Annotated in this window: 22 protein-coding genes; 4 read left to right on the top strand and 18 right to left on the bottom strand. The window is 63.7% G+C overall.

The window, feature by feature from the left end; genetic code table 11:
- Nucleotides 1-30: 30 nt before the first annotated feature.
- From QQJ84_RS05080 to mazG, 5 genes are all read right to left on the bottom strand, one after another.
- Nucleotides 31-348 (bottom strand): PepSY domain-containing protein, encoded by a 318-nt coding sequence (locus tag QQJ84_RS05080; protein WP_284257012.1) that lies wholly within the window; start codon nt 346-348, stop codon nt 31-33.
- Between the two features lie 115 nt (nt 349-463).
- On the bottom strand, nt 464-1204 hold the full coding sequence (locus tag QQJ84_RS05075) for an SDR family NAD(P)-dependent oxidoreductase (protein ID WP_284257011.1): 741 nt from the start codon (nt 1202-1204) through the stop codon (nt 464-466).
- Between the two features lie 90 nt (nt 1205-1294).
- Nucleotides 1295-2590 carry an O-acetylhomoserine aminocarboxypropyltransferase/cysteine synthase family protein gene (locus tag QQJ84_RS05070; protein WP_284257010.1) on the bottom strand — a complete coding sequence of 432 codons (1296 nt, stop codon included), beginning with the start codon at nt 2588-2590 and terminating at the stop codon, nt 1295-1297.
- Between the two features lie 52 nt (nt 2591-2642).
- Complete coding sequence (locus QQJ84_RS05065; RefSeq protein WP_284257009.1) at nt 2643-3242, bottom strand: carbonic anhydrase; 600 nt, start codon at nt 3240-3242, stop codon at nt 2643-2645.
- A complete protein-coding gene (gene mazG / locus QQJ84_RS05060) occupies nt 3239-3988 on the bottom strand; it encodes a nucleoside triphosphate pyrophosphohydrolase (RefSeq protein ID WP_408861800.1) in 750 nt (249 codons plus the stop codon). The genes QQJ84_RS05065 and mazG overlap by 4 nt, the downstream gene beginning before the upstream one ends.
- A 207-nt stretch (nt 3989-4195) precedes the next feature.
- Here mazG and QQJ84_RS05055 point away from each other — a divergent pair, with 207 nt between their 5' ends.
- Complete coding sequence (locus QQJ84_RS05055) at nt 4196-5707, top strand: DHA2 family efflux MFS transporter permease subunit (RefSeq protein WP_284257007.1); 1512 nt, start codon at nt 4196-4198, stop codon at nt 5705-5707.
- A gap of 96 nt (nt 5708-5803) precedes the next feature.
- Nucleotides 5804-6283 (top strand): glutathione peroxidase, encoded by a 480-nt coding sequence (locus tag QQJ84_RS05050; protein WP_284257005.1) that lies wholly within the window; start codon nt 5804-5806, stop codon nt 6281-6283.
- Here the strand turns inward: QQJ84_RS05050 and QQJ84_RS05045 are convergent.
- Together QQJ84_RS05045 and recG are read right to left on the bottom strand one after the other, a co-directional pair.
- Nucleotides 6252-6680, bottom strand: a complete 429-nt coding sequence (locus QQJ84_RS05045; RefSeq protein WP_284257004.1) for an NUDIX hydrolase — start codon at nt 6678-6680, stop codon at nt 6252-6254. The two genes, QQJ84_RS05050 and QQJ84_RS05045, sit on opposite strands and share 32 nt — an antisense overlap.
- Nucleotides 6677-8731 (bottom strand): ATP-dependent DNA helicase RecG, encoded by a 2055-nt coding sequence (recG, locus tag QQJ84_RS05040; RefSeq protein ID WP_284257003.1) that lies wholly within the window; start codon nt 8729-8731, stop codon nt 6677-6679. Before recG ends, QQJ84_RS05045 begins: the two co-directional genes overlap by 4 nt.
- 42 nt (nt 8732-8773) lie before the next feature.
- Here recG and QQJ84_RS05035 point away from each other — a divergent pair, with 42 nt between their 5' ends.
- Nucleotides 8774-9061 (top strand): FAD assembly factor SdhE, encoded by a 288-nt coding sequence (locus tag QQJ84_RS05035; protein WP_284257002.1) that lies wholly within the window; start codon nt 8774-8776, stop codon nt 9059-9061.
- Entirely contained in the window at nt 9061-12486 is a 3426-nt protein-coding gene (gene mfd / locus QQJ84_RS05030) for a transcription-repair coupling factor (protein ID WP_284257001.1), read from the top strand. Before QQJ84_RS05035 ends, mfd begins: the two co-directional genes overlap by 1 nt.
- Before the next feature lie 7 nt (nt 12487-12493).
- Here the strand turns inward: mfd and QQJ84_RS05025 are convergent, their stop codons facing one another.
- From QQJ84_RS05025 to QQJ84_RS04975, 11 genes are read right to left on the bottom strand one after another with little or no spacing between them, the layout of a single operon-like run.
- A complete protein-coding gene (locus tag QQJ84_RS05025) occupies nt 12494-13039 on the bottom strand; it encodes a DUF924 family protein (protein ID WP_284257000.1) in 546 nt (181 codons plus the stop codon).
- Nucleotides 13040-13058: 19 nt separating this feature from the next.
- Nucleotides 13059-13640 carry a chalcone isomerase family protein gene (locus tag QQJ84_RS05020; protein WP_284256999.1) on the bottom strand — a complete coding sequence of 194 codons (582 nt, stop codon included), beginning with the start codon at nt 13638-13640 and terminating at the stop codon, nt 13059-13061.
- A 1-nt stretch (nt 13641) separates the two neighbouring features.
- Complete coding sequence (locus tag QQJ84_RS05015; protein WP_284256998.1) at nt 13642-13941, bottom strand: hypothetical protein; 300 nt, start codon at nt 13939-13941, stop codon at nt 13642-13644.
- A 17-nt stretch (nt 13942-13958) separates the two neighbouring features.
- Complete coding sequence (locus QQJ84_RS05010) at nt 13959-14114, bottom strand: DUF1674 domain-containing protein (protein ID WP_284256997.1); 156 nt, start codon at nt 14112-14114, stop codon at nt 13959-13961.
- A gap of 24 nt (nt 14115-14138) precedes the next feature.
- Nucleotides 14139-14765 (bottom strand): c-type cytochrome biogenesis protein CcmI, encoded by a 627-nt coding sequence (gene ccmI / locus QQJ84_RS05005; protein ID WP_284256996.1) that lies wholly within the window; start codon nt 14763-14765, stop codon nt 14139-14141.
- A complete protein-coding gene (locus QQJ84_RS05000) occupies nt 14762-15205 on the bottom strand; it encodes a cytochrome c-type biogenesis protein (protein WP_284256995.1) in 444 nt (147 codons plus the stop codon). The genes ccmI and QQJ84_RS05000 overlap by 4 nt, the downstream gene beginning before the upstream one ends.
- Nucleotides 15202-15759: a DsbE family thiol:disulfide interchange protein gene (locus QQJ84_RS04995; protein WP_284256994.1), complete on the bottom strand. Its 558-nt coding sequence runs from the start codon at nt 15757-15759 to the stop codon at nt 15202-15204. Before QQJ84_RS04995 ends, QQJ84_RS05000 begins: the two co-directional genes overlap by 4 nt.
- Nucleotides 15759-17723, bottom strand: coding sequence for a heme lyase CcmF/NrfE family subunit (locus QQJ84_RS04990; protein ID WP_284256993.1), 1965 nt, complete (start codon nt 17721-17723; stop codon nt 15759-15761). The genes QQJ84_RS04995 and QQJ84_RS04990 overlap by 1 nt, the downstream gene beginning before the upstream one ends.
- Complete coding sequence (gene ccmE / locus QQJ84_RS04985; protein WP_284256992.1) at nt 17720-18226, bottom strand: cytochrome c maturation protein CcmE; 507 nt, start codon at nt 18224-18226, stop codon at nt 17720-17722. The genes QQJ84_RS04990 and ccmE overlap by 4 nt, the downstream gene beginning before the upstream one ends.
- Nucleotides 18226-18354 (bottom strand): heme exporter protein CcmD, encoded by a 129-nt coding sequence (gene ccmD, locus QQJ84_RS04980; RefSeq protein WP_284256991.1) that lies wholly within the window; start codon nt 18352-18354, stop codon nt 18226-18228. The genes ccmE and ccmD overlap by 1 nt, the downstream gene beginning before the upstream one ends.
- Nucleotides 18351-19112: a heme ABC transporter permease gene (locus QQJ84_RS04975; protein WP_408861795.1), complete on the bottom strand. Its 762-nt coding sequence runs from the start codon at nt 19110-19112 to the stop codon at nt 18351-18353. Before QQJ84_RS04975 ends, ccmD begins: the two co-directional genes overlap by 4 nt.
- Between the last annotated feature and the right edge of the window lie 51 nt (nt 19113-19163).

Raw genomic sequence — 19163 nt, 5'->3', positions numbered from 1 at the left:
GGCGCGTGGGGAACCTGAGATCGTCACAATTTAATCGGGATTGGCGCCCTCGACCGAGTTTTCCAGAAGCTTCCCGGTCTTCGCATCCACACCTAGCTCATGCGTGGCACCGCCGGCGGCGGGCTTGATATCGAAAGAGTAGCGCAGCCCCGAACCGCCGTCCTCGTTTTCCAGCTCGCTGTCCACGATGCTCCCCGGCTGGGCGGCCAGCGCGATGGTTTGGGCATCCTGCATCGTTATCTTGGCGTCTTTCGCCAGGCTTTCGCCCGTATAGGCAAAAGCGGGAATTGCGGCGCTCGCGGCTGAAATGCCAAACAGGATAGCCAGATAAGCGTTTGTTCTTTTCACGAATAAATTCCTTTTCCATTCTGGAAACGCAGATTTTTGCGTCACGAGGAACTTGCCCGAACAAACTTAGCTGAAACTTAGTGTATCGTGCTCATAGCGCTGATGCGCGAAACCCCTACTTGGAGGTTAGCCCCCCATCCGCCGCAATCTCCGCCCCCGTCGTGTAGCGTGACTCATCGGAGGCCAGAAACACCACAATTGAGGACAGCTCCTCCGGGGCGCCAATCCGCCCCATCGGCACCGAGCCGATCAACTGTTCACGCCGCTCCGGCGAGGCGTTCAGCATCATCTCGGTCTCATAAAACCCTGGGAATATCACATTCACCCGGATTCCCTCCGGCGCGAACTCCACCGCCGCCGTCTTCGTCATGCCGCGCAGCGCGTATTTGCTGCCGCCATACGCAATTGAGGACACGCTCGCACGCAACCCGGCGATCGAGGCAATATTGATAATGGAGCCGCCCCCGGCCCGCCGCATCGAGGGGATGACCGCCTGCATGCCCAGGAACGGCCCCAGCTGGTTCACCTCAAAAATCTCCCGGTATTGCGCCTCGGTCTGGGTCAGGGTTGTCGCTGGAATCACAATCCCCGCATTGTTCACCAGCACGCTAACCGGCCCGAAGCGCCGCTCGGTCTCGGCGACGACCCGGGCCCAATCCCCGGCCTTGCCCACATCCTGCTGCATGAAACACGCCATGCCGCCAATTTCCGCCGCCAGTTTTTCTCCGGCCTCCACCGAGCGCCCGGCGGTCAGCACCACATGCGCCCCTTCGGCCGCCAGATCCCGCGCCATCGCGGCGCCCAGCCCCCGGCTGCCGCCGGTTACAATCGCCACCTTGCCTGTTACCCGACCCATGTTCGTCTCCTGATTTTATTGTTCTGAAACATGCCGCAGCCACAGCTTGCGGCCTCGGTCATTCTCCTGACCAAGGCCGCAATCACCTGGTTATTTCGCCTGATCCAGCGCCTGGGCCAGATCGGCCAGAATATCATCGATATGCTCCAGCCCGATCGAGAGCCGCACATACCCTTCTGAAACACCGGCCGCGCGCTGCTCCTCCGCCGGCATCTGGCTGTGAGTCGTGCTGGCCGGATGAATCGCCAGGCTGCGCGCATCGCCGATATTCGCCACATGATAGAACATCTGCAAGGCGGAGATGAATTTCGCCCCCGCCTCGCGCCCGCCGGCCAGCTCGAACCCAACCAGCCCGCCCATGCCGCCGGACAGATATTTATCCGCCCGTTCCTTCTCAAATCCCTTGGCCAGGCTTGGATGGATCACCTTCACCACATCCGCCCGCGCGCTCAAAAACTTCACCACCGCCAGCGCATTTTCCGAATGCCGGGTGATGCGCAGCGGCAAGGTCTCAAGTCCCTGGATGATCTGGAACGCATTGAACGGCGAGAGCGCGGCGCCCAGATCGCGCAGCAGCACCACCCGCGCGCGGATGATATACGCAATCGGCCCCAGCGGCTTCACCGCCTCAGTCCACACCGCGCCATGATAGCTCGCATCGGGCGTATTGAGCAGCGGCTGGCGCGCGGGGAAAGCCTGCCAGTCAAAATTCCCGCCATCGATAATCACGCCGCCAATGCTGGTGCCGTGCCCGCCGATGTATTTGGTCGTTGAATAGATCACCACCGCCGCGCCATGCTCAAAAGGCCGCGCCAGCAGCGGCGCCGCGGTGTTGTCCATGATCAGCGGAATCCCAAACCCGCGCCCGATGGCGGCAACCTCCGCGATCGGGAACACCCGCAGCTTCGGGTTGGGCAGCGTCTCGGCGTAATACGCCCGCGTGCGCTCATCCGTCGCGCGCGCGAAGGCCTGCGGGTCGGCCGGGTCTACAAAGCGTACCTCGATCCCCTGGTCCTTCAGCGTGTTGGCGAAGAGGTTCCATGTTCCGCCATAGAGATCGGTGGAGGCCACCACATTGTCGCCCGCGCGCGCCAGATTTTGGATGGAGAGTGCTGATGCCGCCTGCCCGGAGGCCACAGCCAACGCCCCAACACCGCCCTCCAGCGCCGCCAGCCGCTGCTCCAGAACATCGGTCGTCGGGTTCATGATGCGCGTGTAGATATTCCCGAATTCCTTCAGCGCGAACAAATTCGCCGCATGCTCAGGGCTGTTGAACTGGTAGGAGGTTGTCTGATGAATCGGCACGGCAACCGAGCCGGTGGTGGCATCGGCGCGCCACCCCGCATGCAGCGCCAGCGTTTCAGGGTGTTTCGAGTGAACGGCCATGTGTCTGCTCCTGAAAAATGATTATGTTGTTATTGTTTTCCGGTAGGCATCCTCACGCCACCGTCTCCAGCGTGCCGGACAAAACATTAAAATGCATCCCCCCCAGGGTCAGGCTGCCATCGGCCACCCGCGCCGCAATCCAGGGGAAGGTCATCAGATTGCTCAATGAAACGCGGATGGATTCATGCTCGCAGGCAAAACAAAGCGCATCGAAATCCGCGCCATCGGCTTCCGGCGAATCGCAAACCCGCTGGCGGGCTTTATGGGCGATCGCCATCCAGGACTCGATGAAGTCCCCATGGCCGCCGTCCGGCCCCTTCATCAGCGCGCGGATACCCCCGCACTGGCTATGGCCCATCACCACGATGCTGCGCACCTTCAGCGCCGTCACCGCGAATTCCAGGGCGGCTGAGGTGCCGTGGTTGCCGGTATCGGGAGCATAGGGGGGCACCAGCGCGCTCACATTGCGCACCACGAAAATCTCACCCGGCGCGCAATCAAAAATCACCTCCGGCGCCACGCGGGAATCCGCGCAGGCGATCACCATCGCCGGGGGCGACTGCCCGTCGCGCGCCAGCGTTGAGAACAACGCCTTGTGCCGCCGCCAATAGCCTTTGCGGAACCGCGCGTACCCTTCCATCAATGTCTTCATAGTCCGGCCTCCTTTGCTTTGTCCCAGAGCGAGTCCATCTCCGCGAGATCGGACATTTCCGGCGTTTTGCCCGCCTGCGCCAGCGCATTTTCCACAAAGCCAAACCGCCGCGCGAATTTCTTGTTCGCTCCTGCCAGGCATGCCTCGGCGTTCAGCCCAAGTTTGCGCGCCAGATTGGCCATCACGAAGAGCATGTCTCCCAACTCATCGGCCAGGCGCGCCGGGGTAGCCTCGGGCAGCTCGGCGCGCAATTCGCGCACCTCCTCTTCCAGCTTGTCCAGCACCGCGTCCGGGTTGGGCCAATCGAACCCCACCCGCGCCGCCCGCGCGCAAAATTTATGTGCCCGCGCCAGAGCGGGCAGGGCGCCCGCCACCCCGGCCAGCACGCCGGTCTCCGCGTTCTCCAGCCGCTCCCGCGCCTTCTGCGCCTCCCAGGCGGCGCTCTGCGCCCCGGCGTCGCGCGCCGCCTCATCGCCAAACACATGCGGATGCCGCCGGATCATCTTCTCCGTAATGCCCGCCGCCACGTCATCGAAACCAAACCACCCCCGCTCGCTGGCCATCTGCGCGTGGTAGACCACCTGAAACAGCAGATCCCCCAGCTCATCGCGAAGCTGCTCGGGCCTCCCCGACTCGATCGCCGCGCGCACCTCATAGGCTTCCTCGATGGTGTAGGGCGCGATCGTCGAAAAATCCTGTTCCTTGTCCCACGGGCAGCCCGAAACCGGGTGCCGGAGGGCTGCCATGACATTGATAAGCTCACGTACGGGTAATTGATCGGTCATACGCAAGTTGTAAGTTGGGGCGCCGCAAATGGCCAGCGCCCACGAGGTGTTTCCTGGCTTGGGCTTTGGCCTGGCCTGCGCTACCAGTGTGTAACAGTAATTATATCAGTAAGGTTCAAGCCCATAACCCAAACCGCCTCCCGCGAGAGCCCTCCCGCCCCGCCGGCCATGCCGAAGGCGATTCGCGCCATCCTCACCGTCGCCATCATGCTCGCCGCCTTCATGCAGACGCTCGACACCACCATCGCCAACGTCGCGCTGCCCTACATGCAGGGCTCGATGTCGGCCAGCCAGGACGAGATCAACTGGGTCCTCACCAGCTATCTTGTGGCCGCCGCGATCATGACCGCCCCAACCGGCTTCCTCGCGGCGCGCTTTGGCACCTCGCGCGTGTTCGTTATGGCCATCATTGGCTTCACCCTCTCCTCGGCCCTCTGCGGCATGGCCCGCTCGCTGGATGAAATTGTCTTCTTCCGCCTCCTGCAGGGCATGTGCGGCGCCGCTCTGGTGCCGCTCTCGCAATCCGTGCTGTTTGATATCTACCCCGTGGAGCAAAGGGCCTCGGCCATCGCGATGTGGGGAACCGGCGTCATGACCGGCCCGGTCATCGGCCCCATCATCGGCGGCTGGCTCACCCAGAACTATAGCTGGCGCTGGGTCTTCTACCTCAACATCCCTTTCGGCATCGCCGCCGCGATCGGGCTCATCGTTTTCCTGAAGGACGCGCCGCGCAGCCGCACCCTCAGGCTGGACTGGATCGGCTTCGCCTCGCTGAGCCTTGCCATCGGCGCCTTTCAGACCCTGCTCGACCGCGGCGAAACACTGGACTGGTTCAGCTCGCACGAAATCATCATCGAGACCTGCCTCGCCGGTCTTGGCCTCTATATCTTCCTGGTGCAAACGGCCCTCTCGCCCAAACCGTTTCTCTCACCGGCGATGTTCGCCGACACCAATTTTGTCGTCGGCATCATCCTCATCGCCGTCAACGGCCTCATTATGTTCGCCACGCTGGCGCTGCTCTCGCCCTATCTGGAGGAGCTGATGAACTACCCCGGCCTCACCGCCGGTATCGTCCTGGCGCCACGCGGTGTCGGCATCATTCTCGCCTCCATCGTCAGTGCGCGGCTGCTGGCCAGAACCGGCGCCCGCCCCCTGGTCGCCTTCGGCCTGCTCACCGGCGTCTACGCATTATACCAGATCATCTCCTGGACTCCCGACATTTCCGAATCCAGCGTCCTCATCGCCGGCTTCATCCAGGGCATCAGCATCGGCTTCACCGCCATGCCGCTCAACATCAGCACCTTCTCCACCCTTCCGGCGGCGCTGCGCACCGAGGCCACCGGCATTTTCGCCCTTATGCGCAATATCGGTTCCGCGCTCGGCATTTCCGTCACCGGCGCCATTCTGGAGAGCGGCATCCAGGCCAACCACGCCATTCTGGCCGCCAACGTCACCCCCTTTAACCGCAACCTCCAGTCAGGCGCCGCGGCGCATTTCTGGAACGCGGCAACCAGCCAGGGCGCCGCCGCGCTGGACGGCGTCATCACCCGCCAAGCCAGCATCATCGCCTATAACGACGACTTCAGGCTCATGCTCATGCTCATCGCCGCCTCGGTCCCGCTGGCCTGGCTGCTGCGCCCGGAACGTCCCGTCATCACGATATCCGCCCATGCTGAGTAGCGTCCACCCGGCGTTTTCTATTATCCCTTTGGGCGTTGCCGCCCCCATCGATCAATGCTTCAGTGCCCATACCGCGCGTCACCCCGGGAGCCGTTCATGAGCAACGCCTATGATTTTTCCTTCGAAACCCTCCAGGGCAAACCCTATCCGTTGAAGGATCTCGCCGGCCGGCCCCTGCTCATCGTCAACACCGCCTCGCAATGCGGTTTCACCCCGCAATACAAGGCGCTGGAAGCCCTCTGGCAGGCGCACAAGGCCAGCGGCCTGGCCGTCATCGGCGTCCCCTGCAACGATTTTGGCGCCCAGGAGCCCGGTTCCGCCACTGAAATCGCCAGCTTCTGCGAACTCAATTACGGCGTTGACTTCCCCATGATGGCCAAGGTCCATGTCAAAGGTCGTGATGCCCACCCGTTTTTCCGATGGGCGGCGGGGCAGGGCGGGTTCCTCGCCAAACCCCGCTGGAATTTCTACAAATACCTCATCAACAAAAACGGCGGGCTGGAGGACTGGTTCTCCAGCCTCACCCGCCCGGACTCGCCAAAATTCAAGGCGGCAATTGCGAAAATGCTAGGTTGATCATCCGCAGCGCCTCATCCCAAAGCCCATAGGCGGCAAAATCCTCCCGCCGCACCCAGGCAAGCGCGCTCACATCATCGCCCGCCGCCGCCTCGCCGCCCACATAGCGCGCGCCAAAGTCGAGGATGGTGTAATGATATTCGATGCGGCCCCCGGCATCGTAATGGATCGAATCCACATGCCCGAGCAGTTGTAGCGCCCCGCATTCCAGCCCGGTTTCCTCGCGCAGCTCCCGCCGCGCGCAATCCTGCGCGCTCTCGCCCAGCTCCTGCCCGCCGCCGGGCAGCGACCACGCCCCCTCCGCCGGCGGCCGCCCGCGCCGGACCAGCAACACCTCATCCCCGCGCAGCAGCACAACGCCAATGCCCACGCGCGGATGCGCCGGGTAGCGCCTCATCCTGCCCGCACCGTCAAAATCGCCTCGCGCTGGTCGAACAAATTCAACAACACCCTTACCGCCTGCCCGCGCTGGGTTTCCAGCTTCGGGTCGCGCTGCAACAGCATCACCGCGTCCTGGCGCGCCATCGGCAACAAATCCGCATGTTTCTCCGCATCCGCCAGCCGGTATCCAGGCAGGCCGGATTGCCGCGTGCCCAGAAAATCGCCTGAGCCGCGCAGCCTGAAATCCTCATCGGCGATCACGAACCCATCCTCGGTATCGCGCAACAGGGTCAAGCGCTTGCGCGCGCTCACGCCGATTTTGTCATCATGCAGCAACAGGCAAAAGCTTTTCGCATCCCCGCGCCCCACCCGCCCGCGCAGCTGGTGCAACTGCGCCAGGCCAAACCGCTCGGCATGCTCTATCACCATGATATTCGCCGCGCGCACATCCATCCCGACCTCGATCACGGTTGTCGCCACCAAAATCTTGCAGCGTCCCGCGCCAAAATCCGCCAGCGCCGCATCGCGCACCGCCGCCTCCTGCTGCCCATGCGCCAGCGTCACCAGCGCGCCGAAGCGTTCGCGCAACTGCGCGTAGCGCACCTCGGTCGCGGTAATGTCCAACACCTCGGATTCCGTCACCAGCGGGCACACCCAATACACCAGCCCCCCCGCCGCGATCGCCCGCGCAATCGCCGCCAGCACCTTCTCCAGCTCTGAAACCTTGTGCAGCGTCGTGGTGATTTTCTGCCGCCCCGCCGGCTTGCCGGTAATCCGGCTCACCTCCATCTCCGCCCAATGGGTCAGCAGCAGCGTGCGCGGAATCGGCGTTGCGGTCATCACCAGCAAATCCGCCGCCGCGCCCTTGGCGCTCAGCGCCAGGCGCTGGTCCACGCCGAAGCGATGCTGCTCATCAATCACCGCCAGCGCGAGGTCGCCAAACGCCACCTCTTTCTGGAATATCGCGTGCGTGCCGATAACAATCGGCAAATGCCCATCGGCCAGCGCCGCCAGAATCCGCCGCCGCTCGACCCCCTTCACATTGCCCGTCAACAACGCCACCGGCACCGGGCAGAGTTTCTGAAACGTCGCATAATGCTGCTTGGCCAGAATCTCGGTCGGCGCCATCAGCGCCGCTTGCGCGCCTGCCTCCACCGCGCGCAGCATCGCCAGCAAGGCCACCAGCGTCTTGCCCGCGCCCACATCGCCCTGCAACAGCCGCAACATCTGGTGCGGCGCCGCCATATCGGCATCGATCTCCGCCAGCGCCTGCAACTGCCCGGCCGTCAGCTCATGGCCAAAGCGCCGCAGCGCCTCCACCCGCAAATGCCCGTCGCCCAGCAGAACCCGCCCCGGCCGCTTGCGCCGCCGCGCCCGCACGATCGCAAACGACAGCTGGCGCGCCAGCAGCTCATCATACGCCAACCGCTCTCCCGGCTTGTCATCAGGCAGCTCAACCGGCGCATGCAGCGCCCGCAGCGCCTGCCCAAATCCCGGCCAGCCCCGTTTGCGCAACACGCTGGCATCCTGCCATTCGGCCAGCTCCGGCAAGCGCGCCAGCGCCCCCAGCGCGGCGCGGCGCATCACCCTGGGCACCACCCCCGCCGCCAGCGGCCATACCGGCTCAACCCATGGGAAATCGTGCTCCTGCAACTGCGAGGCCACGTAATCGGGATGCGCCATCACCAGCCGCCCGCCAAACTCCTCCAGCCTGCCGGAGACAACCAGCCGCGCCCCGATCGGAAACTGCACCAGCCGCGCCGCATGGAAGAGCACCACCTCGGCGAAGCCGGTCTCATCGCCGATCACCACCCGGTGCGGTTGCGTCTTCTTCCCCGGCACCTCATGGCGGATCACCTCAACCCGCAACGTCGCGAGCATCCCCGCCCTGGCATCGCGTATCTTCGGCGCCGCCCGCCGGTCCAGAAAATCCACCGGCAGATGAAACAACACATCGCGCACGCTATCGCCCCCCACCAACCGGCCCACCAAAGCCGAGAGTTTCGGCCCCAGCCCGGGCAGGGAGGAGATCGGCGCGCGCAGGGGGTCAAGAATCTCGAGGGTCACATGCTGACTCTTGGCCAAACCGCGCCTATACCGCAACCCAATATGACCGACTTTCAAAATCCGGCTCCAGAACCCTTGGACAACCGCCGCCGCCGGTTGATTTACCGTGCCCAGCACCGTGGCACCTATGAGAACGACCTGCTCATCGGCGACTTCGTGGCGGCCCGAATCGCCGCGATGTCCGAAGCCGAGCTCGACGAAATCGAAGCCGTCATGGAGTTCCCCGACGCCGAACTCGCCGACTGGCTGACCGGCCGTCAACCCATCCCCCCCCACGCCGACAGCCCCATGCTACAGCGTATCCGCGCCGCGGCACTGGCGCGGTTCTGATGGTCCCCGTCCACGGCGCGCCGGAAGGCGTTGATGCGCTGGTTCTGGTCCGCCGCTGGGCGGAACATAACGGCCCTGTGCTGCACATCGCGCGCGATGACACGCGCCTTGCCGGCCTCGCCGAAGCCATAGCGTTCTTTGGCCCGGAGGTTGAGGTCATCGCCTTCCCGGCGTGGGATTGTCTGCCCTATGACCGCGTCTCTCCCAACGGCGCGGTCATCGCCGAGCGCATCGCCGCCCTGAGCCGTCTGCAATCAGAGCCTGGCAAAAAGCGCATCGTGCTCACCACGGTCAACGCCGCGCTGCAAAAGGTCACCCCCCGCGCGGCGCTCTTGGGCGGCGGCATGCTGCTGAGCGTGGGTGAGAGCATCGCGCCGGACGAGCTGGCCGCGTTTCTGGATGCCGATGGCTACAACCGCACCGCCACGGTGATGGAGCCGGGTGAATTCGCCCTGCGCGGCGGCATAATCGATGTCTTTCCCGCGGGTGACGCGCAGCCGGTCCGGCTCGACCTTTTTGGCGACACCATCGAGAGCATCCGCCGCTTCGACCCCGAAACCCAGCGCAGCGGCGAGGCGGTTCAGGTCCTGGCCTTCCACCCCGCCTCCGAGGTCGCGTTCGACAACAACTCCACCGCCCGCTTCCGCACCAGCTGGCGCGAGCTGTTCGGCCCCAAGGCTGTCGAGGACCCGCTCTATCTCTCCGTCACGGCGGGCCACCGCCACCCCGGCATCGAGCATTATGCGCCTTTGTTCGCCGAGACCATGGAGACCATCTTCGACTATCTCCCTGGCGCCTCCATCAGCCTGGACCACCAGGCCGAGGGCGCGATCGAAGCCCGGCTCGAGCTGATCGCCGACCATTACGCCGAGCGCCGCGGCCCCGCCCGCACGGGCGAGCAGCCCTACCGCCCCATTCCGCCGGGGATGCTCTATCTCGACCGCGAAGCCTTCGACTCCCAACTCTCCCGAGCCCCTTGTTTCGAATTCTCCCCCTTCGCCAAGCCTGAGGGTGCGCAAGGGCTGGATATCGGCGGCCGCCCTGGCCCCATCCTCGCCGGCCAGCCCCTGGCCGCGTTCGAGGGCTTTGCCGAGCTGCGCACCAAATGGGCGGCCTCCGGGCGCACCATCATCCTCGCGGCCTGGAGTGCCGGCTCGCGCGAGCGCCTCACCCTCATGCTGCGCGAACACGGCATCAAGGACATCCGCCCGGTCACCAGCGCGGATGAAGCCCGTGCCCTGCCCAAAGGCACCGTGGCGCTTGCGGTCCTTGGCATCGAGCGCGGCTTTATCATGGACCGCCTGGCCCTGGTCGCCGAGCAGGACCTCCTCGGGCAACGCATCGCCCGCCCGCCCAAGCGCCGCAAGCGCGCCGACCAGTTCATCGCCGACGCCACCGAAATCGCCGCTGGCGATCTTGTCGTCCACCAGGACCACGGCATCGGGCGTTACGATGGCTTGGAGACCGTCACCGTCAACGCCGCCGCGCATGACTGCCTGCGTATCCTCTACGATGGCGGTGATAAACTCTTCCTGCCCGTCGAGAATATCGACCTGCTGTCGCGCTTCGGCCAGGAGACCGACGGCGTTTCGCTGGATAAGCTTGGCGGCGCCTCCTGGCAGGCCCGCAAGGCCAAGGCCAAAAACCGCATTCAGGACATGGCCGCAGGTCTCATCCGCCTCGCCGCCGAGCGCCAGATGCACGAGGCCCCGCTGCTCACCGCCGACGAAGGCGCCTTCGCCGAATTCTGCGCCCGCTTCCCCTATGCCGAGACCGAGGACCAGGCCAAGGCCATCGCCGACGTGCTGGAAGATTTCGCCGCCGGCCGCCCGATGGACCGCCTCATCTGCGGCGATGTCGGCTTCGGCAAAACCGAGGTCGCCCTGCGCGCCGCCTTCGTCGCCGCCATGTCGGGCACCCAGGTCGCCGTGGTGGTCCCGACCACCCTGCTTGCCCGCCAGCATTTTCGCGTGTTCTCCACCCGCTTCGCGGGGCTGCCGGTCAAAGTCGCGCAGCTCTCGCGCATGGTTACCGCCAAAGAGGCCACCGCCGTGCGCGCCGGGCTGGCTGACGGCAGCATAAGCATCGTCATCGGCACCCACGCCATCATGGCCAAATCCGTCACCTTCGCTGACCTTGGCCTGCTCATCGTCGATGAGGAGCAGCACTTTGGCGTCGCCCATAAGGAGCGGCTGAAACAACTAAAGGCTGATGTTCACGTCCTCACCCTCACCGCCACCCCCATCCCGCGCACCCTGCAACTGGCCCTCACCGGCGTGCGCGACCTCTCGCTCATCACCACCCCGCCGGTTGACCGTCTGGCCGTGCGCACCTTCATCATGCCGTTTGACAGCCTCATCATAAAGGAAGCCATCGCCCGCGAGAAATTCCGCGGCGGCCAGATTTTCTGCGTTGTTCCCCGGTTGGACGATCTGGAACCCATGGCAGCCCGCCTGCGCGATATCGTGCCGGACATCCGCACCGTCACCGCCCACGGCCGCCTCGCCCCCACCGAGCTTGAGCGCGTGATGACCGAGTTCGGCGAGGGGAAATATGACATCCTGCTCGCCACCAACATCGTTGAGAGCGGGCTGGACATGCCAGCCGTCAACACCCTCATCATCTACCGCGCGGATATGTTCGGCCTCGCCGGGCTCTACCAGCTGCGCGGGCGCGTCGGCCGCGGCAAGCAGCGCGGCTACGCCTATCTCACCTGGCCGGCCCACCACCAGCTCTCCGCCGCCGCGCAAAAACGCCTGGAGGTGATGCAAACGCTCGACCAGCTGGGAGCCGGCTTCACCCTCGCCTCGCACGACCTTGACCTGCGCGGTGCGGGCAATTTGCTGGGCGACGAACAATCCGGCCATATCCGCGAAGTCGGCATCGAGCTTTATCAACAAATGTTAGAGGATGCGGTCAACGCCATCCGCGCCGAAGGCCGGGGCAAAAAAGCCGAAGACCGCGATTGGACCCCCAACATCAACCTCGGCCTGCCGGTTCTCATCCCGGAAGCCTATGTCTCCGATCTTCCGGTGCGCCTCGGCCTCTACCGCCGTATCGGCGCGCTCACCACGAATGCCGAAAGCGAAGCCCTGGCCGCCGAACTCGTCGACCGTTTCGGCAAACTCCCCGCCGAAGTCGAGAATCTCTTGGAGACCGTCGCCCTCAAGCGCGCCTGCCGCGCCGCCGGTGTGGAAAAGCTGGATGCCGGGCCCAAAGGCATGGTCATCTCCTTCCGCAAAAACAATTTCGCCAACCCCGCGGGCCTCATCGCCTGGATTTCCTCACGCGGCGGCACACTCAAGGTCCGCCCGGACCAGAAACTCGTCGTCGCCCGCGACATGGAAGTCGCCGCCCGCGCGGGCATCGCGCGCGATGTGCTGGGCAATCTGGTGAAGCTAGCCAACCTGGAAAACGCAGCCTGATCCCCCATCACCCCGCAAATCCGCCGTTCTCTAAAAACGCCCGCTCCTCAGCGCTCGTCTCCCGCCCCAGCGCGGCGTTGCGATGTGGAAAGCGCCCAAACCGCGCGATAATATCCCGGTGCAGCACCGCATATTTCAGCAGCTCCGCATCCCCCAGCGCCGTGTAGAGCCGCACCGCGAAGTCTTGATCCGCCAACGCCTCGGAATGCATGAACGGCAAGTAGAAAAACGGCCGCATCAACTCCTCGGCCGACGCATCAAACCCGCGCGCGATCGCCCGCCCGGCCATGGCGCGCGCCAACCCGTCGGTTGCAAACGCATGCGCGCTGCCGCGAAACATGTTGCGCGGAAACTGGTCGAGCAAAATCATCAACGCCAGTGCGCTATCGCCGCTTTCTTCCCACCCCGCCCGTTCACCGCGCGCCGCCGCCTCATGCACGGCCATAAACCGCCCGCGTATCGTCAGGTCGAAAATTTCATCCTTGGCAAACCACCGCTCCGGCCCCGCATCGCGCCAGAAGCTAACAATTTCGGCTGAACCAACAATGTCCATTCGCCTCTCCGTTGCCGGGCTAATTCCCGAGTAATTCGCGCTTCAATACGGGAACACTTGCATTTTGCCCGATAAAAACCTCCAGCATCAGCCGCGCAAACGCCGGGTCGTCGATATACCCCACGGAAACCCCGTTGTAATATGCCTGCGCGCCATCGGGCCGGAACTCGAGCGTCACATCCTCCCCCGCGCTCACCGGCCGCAACGCCGCCAGAAACTGCGCCAACCGCGATTGCGAAAGCACGCAAGGCGCGACGCAGTTTTTTACTAAACCCTTGCGCCAGGCACCACGCATCGCACCGGCGCCGACATTATGCACAAAATGCATCTGCACCACTTTAATGCCGGGAGAGTCCAGAATCGCATCGGCATCATGGCTCGGCTGCTGCAGATAAAGCCCCGCGACATAAATATGGATGCCCAGCATTGAATATGTGCGCAATCCAATGCCATTCAGCACAAGCCGCGTCGTCCCCACGGTTTGTATATCTGGCAGTGTCACCCCCGCGAGCTGCGCCGCGCCCGCCGGCCACACGCCAAAACCGAGTAGGCCCAGCACTGAAAAGAGCATCACCCGCTTGCGCGGCCAACGCCGCAGCACTCTAGAGTGCCTTCCAGAAATCATAGGCGCAGCTAACATTCACTGGAATATTCGGATGCGCGTTGGCCTCCGCGGCGCTGGTCGCCTCGCCGGTCGCCACCGACTGCGCCAAGCCGTTGAGCATGCCATAAATCGGCCCCGTGGTTGAGCCCGTCACGCTTCGCGCCGCATTGCTGGCGGTGTATTTTTCCAGCGCCTGACACTCATTTCCCGTATTTTCCGCAATCAGCGGCACGGCGAAAAACAGTATGATCCCGGCAGCCACGAGCGGCAGCGCGGTTAAACCTACGATAGACTTCATGGCAAATCCTCCCGCTTTCAAAAATCCGTGCAGCGTCCGTTCTTTTCCCAGTCGCCATAGCGCGTGGGCTCCGGGCCTTTCTGCCCGCCGATCTCGGGCGGTAATTTCACCGGTTCCGGTTTAACCGGCGCGGGCTTTACGGTTTCAGTCTCAGGCTCTTTGTTTGTTTCCATAACCCCATACTAACCCTAAACCGGTTATTGTGAAGCCGCCTGCGCGGCCTCGCCAATCCGCTGCACATCCAGCGGCCGCCAGGAGGAATTCTGTGGCGCATTCGCCAGCGATTGCTTGAAATACCCCAGCGCCTCGGGGGTAATCTCCCCGGCCTGTTCCGCCAGCGCCTCGCCCAGATATGCCTCGCCCTGGCTTGCATCCGCCGAATTTGGATCTTCCATGGCCAGCCTTGCCCGCAATTCGCCGATAAACACGTTCAGCTTCGCCTGGGCCGCCGCCTGCTGGGCCTGCCACTGGGCATGCGGCTCGGAGGGGATGTTAGGCGTGCTACCCGGCAGATACAGCGCAAATGCCCCCACCGGCACCGCCACCACCGTTGCGATCAACAGCAATTTCGCATTTCCGTTCCACACCGGCTCCACTGTGCCGTCCGCCGCGAGCAACCGCCGCTCCACTTCCAGTTTCGCGGCATTATATTCCACCGCGCCAATCCGCCCATCGGCCAAATCGCGCGCCAGTTCCACAAGCTGCGCCTTATGCAGCGCGATGGCCGCCTCGCGTCTTCCCTGCATCCGCCGCGGGCCGATAAAAACCACGGCAAGCGGCAGCATCAGCACCAGGGCCAGCCCCAGCATCATCAAGAATATCATTTCAACAATTCATCCAACCGCCGGGCATCAGCCTCGGAAAGTGGGGCAGGGGCCTCCACTTTTGCGCGCCGCACCAACCAAAATCCAAAAAAACCCAACAAAATCCCAACAAAAGGCGAGGCATACAGCGCCCATGTGAGCGGTATGAAGGGCGGCTTGAGCAACACGAAAATCCCATAACGCTGCACCATGTAATCCATGATGCTCTTGTTGGAATCTCCCGCCACCACGTGCTGGCGGATAATCACGCGCAGTTGCTTCGCCAAATCCGCTGACGAACCCTCGATGCTTTCATTCTGGCACACCAGGCAGCGCAACTGGCTACCGATATCCTCCGCCCGCGCCTCCTGCCCCGGTGTCAGCGTCACGCCATCGCGCGTCACCATCTGGGCATATGCCAGCGCGGGCAGCAACGCCAATGCCAAAATAAATTTTCTCATGCGTATTGCTGCAATAATGGCAATAATGTGCCGCTCACCACATCATCGGTCAGCGCCCCGGCGTAGCGCCAGCGCACAATTCCCTGCTTGTCGATCAGATACGTCTCCGGCACGCCATAAACCCCCCAGTTGATGGCCGTCAGCCCCGATACATCCGCCGCCAGGCGCGTATACGGATTACCGTTCGCGCTGATGAAATTCGCCAGATTCCCCGGCTGGTCCTGATACGCGATCCCCCAAATCTCCAGCCCCGACTTGGCAAGTTTCATCAGCATCGGCGCTTCCTGCAAACAGGGAACACACCACGAGGCAAACCAGTTCACCAACATCGGCTTGGGCGGCGCCGCCAGATCGGTATTGCCAAACCCCTGCATCCCATCCGCGCCCGGCAACACAAAGGCCGGCAGCTTCTTGCCGATCAGCGGCGAGGGCAGGGCATGCGGATCATAATCATCCTCCTGCATCCGCCGCAAAATCGTATAAAACCCCGCGCCGCCAACCACCACAACGGCCAGCGGAATTCCAAACAACAACCGTCTGCGCAAAGGCGACATCAGGCCACCGCCCCCGCTGGCTTTTTGCGCGCCGGCGCGCCCACGCGCAGGCGCCGGTCAGAGAGTGAGATCCCGCCCCCCAGCGCCATCACCAACCCGCCCAGCCATATCTCAGGCGCCAGCGGATGCCGGTTCAACCGCAGCTCCGCCCCGCCCGAGCCTGGCGGCTCACTCGCAAACACCGCATATATATCCTGAAACCCATTGGTCCGTATCGCCGCCGTATTGGTAATCACCTTCTGCGCGGCAAAAAACCGCCGCGCCGGATGCAGCGTCATGAACACCTTGCCATTTTCACTCAACGAAATATCAGCCACCCGCTGCGAAAAATTCGGCCCCGGCGCATCATGAATATCATTCAGCGTCCAGGTGTAGCCGCCCAGCTCCGTTGACTGTCCCGGCACCAGCACAATCACTTTCTGCGTTGCGAGGGTCATGCCCGCAATGCCCAGCACCATCATGCCAAACCCGATATGCCCCAGCGTCGCCCCCACCGCCGCGCGCGGCAGCGCCAGCAGCCGCGCCGCCGAAACACCGGGAGAAACCCGAAACAGCCTGATCCGCCCGGCAACATCCGTCACCGCCGCCATCACCACCCAGGCGCCCCCCGCAAGCCCCAGCGCCGCGATCACATGCCGGTTCGCCGCCACCACCAGAAACACCAGCAGCCCCACCGCCGCCGCCAGCCACAACTGCCGCAACACCGGCAACAGCGCCGCGCGCTTCCAGGCCATCATCGGCCCCACGCCCATCGCCAGAATAATCGGCCCCGCCAGGGGCAGCACCGTCTGGTTAAAAAACGGCGCGCCGATGGAAAGCTGAATGCCAAACAGCAGATTCACGAACGGCGGATACAGCGTGCCGACAAATACCACCGTCGCGATCGAGCAGAGGAATATATTGTTCAACACCAGCGCGCTCTCGCGCGAGAGCGGCGCATAAACCCCCGTCGCCGCCAACACCGGCGCGCGGATTGCAAACAACAGCAACGAGCCGCCAATCGTCAGCCCCAGCAGGCCCAGAATAAACAACCCCTGGTCAGGTGCCGCGGCAAATGAATGCACCGAGTTCAAAATTCCCGAGCGCACCAAAAATGTCCCCGACAGGCTGAGCGAAAACGTCGCAATCGCCAACAACACTGTCCAGGCCTTCAAAGCCTCGCGCTTCTCCACCACAATCGCGCAATGCAACAAGGCGGTGCCGGTCAGCCACGGCAACAGCGCCGCGTTCTCCACCGGGTCCCAGAACCAATAGCCGCCCCAGCCCAGCGTATAATAACTCCACCAGCTCCCAAGCGCGATTCCGGCAGTGAGAAAACACCAGGAGAGCAGCGCCCAGGGCCGCACCCAGCGCCCCCAGGCGGCATCAATCCGCCCCTCGATCAGCGCCGCGATGGCAAATGCGAACGCCACCGAAAACCCGACATAGCCGGTGTACAAAACCGGCGGATGAAACGCCAAGCCCGGGTCCTGCAAAATCGGGTTAACCCCGGCGCCATCAAGCGGCGGCGGCCACAGCCGCGTGAACGGATCAGACACCGTCAGCGTGAACAGCAAAAACCCGCCCGAGACCAGGCCCAGCACGCCCAGCACCCGCGCCCGCAGCGAGGCGGGCAATCCGTTCCCGAATGCCGCCACGGTTGCCCCGCAGAGCGAGAGGATAAAGCACCAGAGCACCATCGAGCCATCATGGTTCCCCCAGGTGCCGGAAATCCGGTAGATCAGCGGCACCGCGGCGGATGAAAAATCGGCCACATTCTCCACGGTGAAATCGGAGACCACACCGGCATAAATCAATCCGAGAAACGCCGCCCCGATCGCCAGAAAATGGCTCAGCGCCAGCGCGGGTGCCGCGCGCATCGCACGCGGATCGCGCAACCCCGGCGCAAAAATCCCGATCACCCCCTGCGCGAAGGCCAAGGCCACCGCCAGCGCCAGCGCGAAATGTCCAAGTTCCGGTATCACGATCCGCTCCCCTTCACTTGCATGGTATTCCACTCGCTTGCAGCCGGTGCCGGCCCATAGGCCGGGTTCCACTTGCCCGCATTCTTCAGCGACTCTTCAACATCCTTGGGCATGTAGGATGAACCGTGCTTGGCCAGCACTTCATCGGCGGCAAACTGCCCGCCGCCGTTCATCGCGCCGATCGCCACAATTCCCTGCCCCTCGCGGAACAGATCCGGCAGCAAACCGCTATACACCACGGGGATGGAAGCCTGCCCATCGGTCACCCGGAAACTGGTCACCGGCGTGCCTGCATCAATCACGGTCTTCACGGTCCCCACCTGCACAATCCCGCCGAGCCGGAAGCTCATCCCCGGTGCGGGATGTTTCGCCATCACCTCGCGCGGCGAGAAGAAAAACGTCAGCGTCGATGAAAACGCGGCCAGCGAAAGCCCCACCGCCGCGCTCAAACAAAGCCCGACCGCCAGCACCAGATAAAGCCGCCGCTTCTTGGGCCCGCGCATCAGCGTGTCTCCACCGCGCGCAGGCGCCGCACGGCGCGGCGGTAACGCGCAAATGTCAACCAGGCCACGCCCAGCAAAAACGCGACGGTGACGCCGTAGCTGCCATCGATAAAAGCCGCGTATTTCATGCCGCGCGCTCCGCCGCCGCCACCAGCAGCGTTCGCGTCCGCCGCTCCATGATCGCGGCGCACATCCGCGCGCATACCAGCGTCAGAAAGCTCAAATAAAACCCCAGCGTCGAGATCAGCAGCGGATACAGCATGGTCACATAAATCCGCGCGCCGCCGGAAATCGAGATCGTGTTGCCCTGGTGCAGCGTATTCCACCATTGCACCGAGAACACGATAATCGGCAGATTGATCGCCCCGACCAGCGCCAAAATCGCCGCCGCCCTGTGCCCGTGCGCCGGGTTATCAAACGCGCGGATCAGCGCGATATGCCCCAGATACAAAAAGAACAGCACCAGCACCGAGGTTAGCCGCGCATCCCAGACCCAGTAGGCCCCCCACATCGGCTTGCCCCACAGCGCGCCCGACACCAGGCAGACAAACGTGAACCCAGCTCCCACCGGCCCGATCTCCTCCGCCGCCAAATCAGCCAGCGGATGCCGCCACACGATAGAGAAGAACGAAACCCCGGCCAGCATCGCATAGCCCGACATCGCGACCCAGGCCGCCGGCACATGCACATACATGATCCGCGCCGCGTCCCCCTGCTCCCAATCGGCCGGCGCGAAGGCATATCCCCACACGATGCCCAACACCGTCAGCGCAATGGATACGGCCGCCGCCCAGGGCAGGGCAGGGCGCACAAATCTCAGAAACCGCCCCGGGTTGGCGAAATAATGCAACCAGGCCCCGGTTTTGCTCATGCGACCGGCTGTCATCACGTTTTCATTCATGCGCGTCTAATAGGCCACTGCCGCCCGGATTTGAAG

It is taken from the genome of Acidocella aquatica, from assembly GCF_030160635.1.
In the GTDB taxonomy this organism is placed as follows: Bacteria; Pseudomonadota; Alphaproteobacteria; order Acetobacterales; family Acetobacteraceae; genus Acidocella; species Acidocella aquatica.
This window is presented reverse-complemented; position numbering and strand designations above follow the sequence as displayed.

Coding starts and splice junctions, on each gene's coding strand:
- mfd (WP_284257001.1), top strand. CDS start 9,061: ATGGTCCCCGTCCACGGCGCGCCGGAAGGCGTTGATGCGCTGGTTCTG.
- ccmD (WP_284256991.1), bottom strand. CDS start 18,354: ATGAAATACGCGGCTTTTATCGATGGCAGCTACGGCGTCACCGTCGCG.
- ccmI (WP_284256996.1), bottom strand. CDS start 14,765: ATGATATTCTTGATGATGCTGGGGCTGGCCCTGGTGCTGATGCTGCCG.
- QQJ84_RS05050 (WP_284257005.1), top strand. CDS start 5,804: ATGAGCAACGCCTATGATTTTTCCTTCGAAACCCTCCAGGGCAAACCC.
- QQJ84_RS04995 (WP_284256994.1), bottom strand. CDS start 15,759: ATGTCGCCTTTGCGCAGACGGTTGTTGTTTGGAATTCCGCTGGCCGTT.
- QQJ84_RS05015 (WP_284256998.1), bottom strand. CDS start 13,941: ATGAAGTCTATCGTAGGTTTAACCGCGCTGCCGCTCGTGGCTGCCGGG.
- QQJ84_RS04975 (WP_408861795.1), bottom strand. CDS start 19,112: ATGACAGCCGGTCGCATGAGCAAAACCGGGGCCTGGTTGCATTATTTC.
- mazG (WP_408861800.1), bottom strand. CDS start 3,988: ATGGCAGCCCTCCGGCACCCGGTTTCGGGCTGCCCGTGGGACAAGGAA.
- QQJ84_RS05035 (WP_284257002.1), top strand. CDS start 8,774: ATGACCGACTTTCAAAATCCGGCTCCAGAACCCTTGGACAACCGCCGC.
- QQJ84_RS05055 (WP_284257007.1), top strand. CDS start 4,196: ATGCCGAAGGCGATTCGCGCCATCCTCACCGTCGCCATCATGCTCGCC.
- QQJ84_RS05025 (WP_284257000.1), bottom strand. CDS start 13,039: ATGGACATTGTTGGTTCAGCCGAAATTGTTAGCTTCTGGCGCGATGCG.
- ccmE (WP_284256992.1), bottom strand. CDS start 18,226: ATGCGCGGGCCCAAGAAGCGGCGGCTTTATCTGGTGCTGGCGGTCGGG.
- QQJ84_RS05075 (WP_284257011.1), bottom strand. CDS start 1,204: ATGGGTCGGGTAACAGGCAAGGTGGCGATTGTAACCGGCGGCAGCCGG.
- QQJ84_RS05000 (WP_284256995.1), bottom strand. CDS start 15,205: ATGAGAAAATTTATTTTGGCATTGGCGTTGCTGCCCGCGCTGGCATAT.
- QQJ84_RS05070 (WP_284257010.1), bottom strand. CDS start 2,590: ATGGCCGTTCACTCGAAACACCCTGAAACGCTGGCGCTGCATGCGGGG.
- QQJ84_RS05010 (WP_284256997.1), bottom strand. CDS start 14,114: ATGGAAACAAACAAAGAGCCTGAGACTGAAACCGTAAAGCCCGCGCCG.
- QQJ84_RS05065 (WP_284257009.1), bottom strand. CDS start 3,242: ATGAAGACATTGATGGAAGGGTACGCGCGGTTCCGCAAAGGCTATTGG.
- QQJ84_RS05045 (WP_284257004.1), bottom strand. CDS start 6,680: ATGAGGCGCTACCCGGCGCATCCGCGCGTGGGCATTGGCGTTGTGCTG.